Origin of the sequence: Lentibacter sp. (assembly GCF_029254145.1) — a bacterium.
Lineage (GTDB): Bacteria > Pseudomonadota > Alphaproteobacteria > Rhodobacterales > Rhodobacteraceae > Lentibacter.
Genome location: NZ_JAQWYD010000102.1, coordinates 1 through 3,886, shown reverse-complemented (window position 1 = coordinate 3,886; position 3,886 = coordinate 1). Strand labels below are relative to the sequence as shown.

General features: G+C 55.3%; 4 protein-coding genes. 2 read left to right on the top strand and 2 right to left on the bottom strand.

What is annotated here, in order from left to right; translation table 11 throughout:
* The coding region (locus P8O11_RS11765; RefSeq protein ID WP_300294401.1) for an ABC-F family ATP-binding cassette domain-containing protein at window positions 1–1,371 on the bottom strand (1,371 nt) is incomplete at its 3' end.
* A 119-nt stretch (window positions 1,372–1,490) separates the two neighbouring features.
* Between P8O11_RS11765 and P8O11_RS11760 the strand changes: the two genes are divergently transcribed.
* Both P8O11_RS11760 and ndk read left to right on the top strand, forming a co-directional pair.
* Window positions 1,491–2,678 carry a multidrug effflux MFS transporter gene (locus P8O11_RS11760; RefSeq protein WP_300294399.1) on the top strand — a complete coding sequence of 396 codons (1,188 nt, stop codon included), beginning with the start codon at window positions 1,491–1,493 and terminating at the stop codon, window positions 2,676–2,678.
* Between the two features lie 80 nt (window positions 2,679–2,758).
* Window positions 2,759–3,181: a nucleoside-diphosphate kinase gene (gene ndk, locus P8O11_RS11755; protein WP_089890430.1), complete on the top strand. Its 423-nt coding sequence runs from the start codon at window positions 2,759–2,761 to the stop codon at window positions 3,179–3,181.
* Between the two features lie 11 nt (window positions 3,182–3,192).
* On the opposite strand, the gene P8O11_RS11750 is transcribed toward ndk, so the two are convergent.
* A complete protein-coding gene (locus P8O11_RS11750) occupies window positions 3,193–3,525 on the bottom strand; it encodes a TfoX/Sxy family protein (protein ID WP_300294397.1) in 333 nt (110 codons plus the stop codon).
* Window positions 3,526–3,886: the final 361 nt, after the last annotated feature.

Sequence of the window (3,886 nt, the reverse complement as noted above, 5' to 3'; positions counted from 1 at the left end):
ATCAAGGTGGTTTGTCGGTTCATCGAGGATGAGCAGATGTGGCGCGTCAATTGTCGCCAGCATCAGCGAGAGCCGTGCTTTTTGGCCACCTGAGAGTTTGCCCACAAGCGTTTCGGCCTGTTCGGCACCAATGCCAAAGCCGCCGAGGCGGGCGCGCAGGCGCGCAGGCGTTTCGGTTGGGCGCAGGCGGCGGATGTGATCAATTGGCGTTTCGTCAATGAAAAGCTCATCGACCTGATGCTGAGCGAAGAAGCCAACGCGCAGCTTTGATGAGGTGACCATTTGACCCTTCATTAGTTCAAGTCGGCCTGACAAGAGCTTGGAGAGCGTTGATTTGCCTTCGCCGTTGCGCCCCAGCAGTGCGATGCGGTCGTCCTGGTCAATCCTTAGGTCTAGATTTGAGAGGATTGCCTTACCATCATAGCCCACGGCGCCGCCTTCTACGCGGATGATCGGCGGAGAGAGCTCTTCAGGCGAGGGGAAGGTGAAGCGCTTGAGCGCGGCTTCCTGAGGTGTTGTAATCGGCTTGAGCTTGGCAATGGCCTTGATACGCGATTGCGCTTGAACGGCTTTAGAGGCTTTCGCGCGGAAGCGGTCAACAAAGCTTTGGAGGTGGGCTTTGCGAGCTTCGATCTTACGGTTTTCGGAGGCGGCCACAGCGATCCTTGCTGCGCGTGTCTCTGCGAACGTGTCGTAGTTGCCTTGATAGAGCGTGAGCTTCTTGTCTTCCAAGTGCAGAATTGCGCCAACGGCTCGATTGAGCAGACCGCGATCGTGGCTGACAATTAGAACGGTATGAGGATATTTCGCTAAGTAGCTTTCAAGCCAGAGCGCGCCCTCAAGGTCAAGGTAGTTGGTCGGTTCATCCAGTAACAGCAGGTCAGGTTCGGAAAACAACACCGCAGCCAGCGCCACGCGCATCCGCCAGCCACCAGAGAAAGCCGCGCAAGGCTCGTGCATTTCATCGGCCGTAAAGCCAAGGCCCCGCAGAATCGTCGAGGCGCGGGCTTCGGCGCTCCATGCATCGATGTCAGCAAGGCGCGTCTGCACCTCGGCGATCCGCGCTGGGTCGGTGCTCGTATCCGCCAGCAGTGTTGCGCGTTCGACGTCGGCTGCAAGGACTGTGTTCAACAAAGACACTTCATTGCCCGGCACTTCTTGGGCCACGCCGCCGATGCGGGCGCGTGAGGGCAGACTGAAAGAACCGGTATCCAGCGGTAACTCGCCTCGGATTACGCGAAAGAGCGTTGTCTTGCCTGTGCCGTTGCGCCCCACAAGGCCAACTTTGTGACCTGTTGGGATAGAGACCGAGGCATCCTCGATGAGGTTCCGGCCTGCGACTGAATAAGATATGTTTTCTAGCTTGAGCATTTTTGCGGCTTAGCAGAGCTGTGCGCACCTTGCCAGTGCTGAAACGCCATCACCACAAGGCTTGTGAGGAGATCAAAAGGGGCGTAACGCTTGTGCATTAGAACACAGGTTAACAAAAAATGATTTCCGAAACGGGCCTGCGCCAACCCAAGCTTATTACTCTTATTCTCCTCACCGCGATTTCGGTCTTGTCGCTCAATATGTTTTTGCCAGCGCTCGCTCAGATGGCGAGCAGCTTTGAGGTGAGCTACGCCGTCATCTCCGTGGCAGTTGGAGGATATATGGTCGTATCTTCAGCGCTGCAGCTGATCATTGGTCCTTTATCAGACATGTATGGCCGTAGGCCGGTTATCCTTGCAGGAATGGCGATTTTTACTGTGGCGTCTGTGGGCTGTTATTTCGCAAGCAATGTCTGGCTGTTTCTTGTGCTTCGCATGCTACAAGGCGCGGTCATTTCGGGAATGGTCCTAAGCCGCGCCGTTGTGCGCGATATAGCACCGCCGCAAGAAGCCGCTCGGCTCTTGGGTGTGATCGGAACCGCAATGGCGCTTGCTCCGTTGATGGGGCCTGTCTTGGGCGGCTTCCTCGGAGAAACATTCGGCTGGCGGGCAAATTTCATCGCCTATGCGTTCATGGGCGCGCTCATGTTTGCTCTTTCATGGCACGATCTAGCCGAGACGAATCTCACGCCGTCCGACAGTTTCACTGCTCATTTCCGTTCCTATCCAGAGCTTTTTAAGAGTAAGGTTTTCTGGGCCTATTGCTTGTGTCTGATTGGCTCAGTCGGTGGCTTCTACGCTTTTCTTGGCGGAGCGGCTCTTGTTGGGGAGGGACTCTTTGGGCTGACGCCGTCGCAGCTTGGCATTGGTATTGGCTCAATATCTGCGGGCTTCATGCTCGGAAATTTCCTGACGGGGCGGTTGTCGGGCCGTATTCCCATGCTTCGTCTCATGCTGTGGGGGCGGCTTTCGGCGACGTTTGGCCCGCTGGTTATCATTTGTATCATGGCCCTTGGTGCGATGAATTTCTGGGTGATGTTTGCTGGAGCAATTTTTGTTGGTCTTGGCAACGGGCTGACTTTACCGGTTGCCAACGCAGGGGTGATGTCGGTCAATCCACGGTTGGCTGGCAGTGCTTCGGGTCTGTCAGGGGCCATCACTATTCTTGGAGGGGCAGGGGCAACGGCGCTGACTGGCGCGTTTGCGGGAGGTCCGCTTGGGGCTTATGTATTGCTTGGGCTTATGGCGGCGAGCTCTGGGCTTGGGCTTCTGGCTGTGCTTTGGATTGCCCGGCTTGAGCGCGTTTAACATTCGCTTTTCAAAGCGGATGCCGCGTGATAGCAGGGCGCCAAATTAACACGTAGCACAGCAATAGGAGCCTTAAACACATGGCCATTCAACGCACATTCTCAATCATCAAACCAGACGCAACCAAGCGCAACCTCACAGGTCAGATTGCAGCAAAGTTCGAGGCCGCTGGCCTGCGCATCGTTGCTTCAAAGCGCATCCAATTGACGCTTGCACAAGCGCAGCAGTTTTACGGTGTTCACTCAGAGCGTCCGTTCTTTGGGGAGCTTTGCGAATTTATGATTTCTGAGCCAATCGTTGTTCAGGTTCTTGAAGGCGAAGACGCCATTGCGAAGAACCGTGAAGTTATGGGCGCAACAAACCCAGCGGACGCGGCTGAAGGCACGATCCGTAAGGAGTTTGCTCTTTCGATCGGTGAGAACTCAGTTCACGGCTCAGACGCGCCAGAAACAGCAGCAGAAGAAATCGCGTTCTTCTTCTCGGGTCTTGAACTCGTAGGCTAAATCGCCAGACGTCAGGCCTTGCGCTTGATCACACCAATTGCATCAAGGGCCGCCTCAAGCCGAGTGCGGCCCTTGTCATGTTTGGTGGCCTTCAATGCATCAAAGCGCAGACGAAGCTCTTGTTTTTCTTTGCCTTTGCAGTCGTTCCATGGCCGCCCTTGCAGCGCCATGTGCAGCACATAATAAACGATGAAATGCGGCCGGGCGCCCGCTTCCAAGAGCCGCGAATAGGCGGCATCAGCGCCAATTTCCTGAAGGTCTTCGGCAGAGGAGATGCCAACTTCAGTCAACGATAGCTCCATGGCGGGGCCGATATTGCGCAAGCTTGAAACAGGGGTTTTCATAACCTCAAACTAGCCCAGCATCGCGGCCAAGTCACCTCAAAGAGACGCGTAATCTGTGATCACCGGGCGGCTGGAAGTGGGGGATGTGCGGGTTTGTTTGGGGGCTGGGAGCGGTTTTTGCGGTTTGGGCATAAAAACCTCCTTTTCGCGTGATTTTAAAAAAAATTTAAAAAAAATTTATGGCAACGAGCAGGCCAAAATAAGGCGAAATTGTGAAAGGCCAGAGGCCGTGACCTGCGAGGCACAATTTTTGCGCAAAGAGGGGGTTTGAGCGCTTGACGCGGAGAGGGGGTACGCATATGACCTCCCTCACGCTTTGGAGCATCCGAAGTGTGCAGTGAGCGGTTGTAGCTCAGTTGGT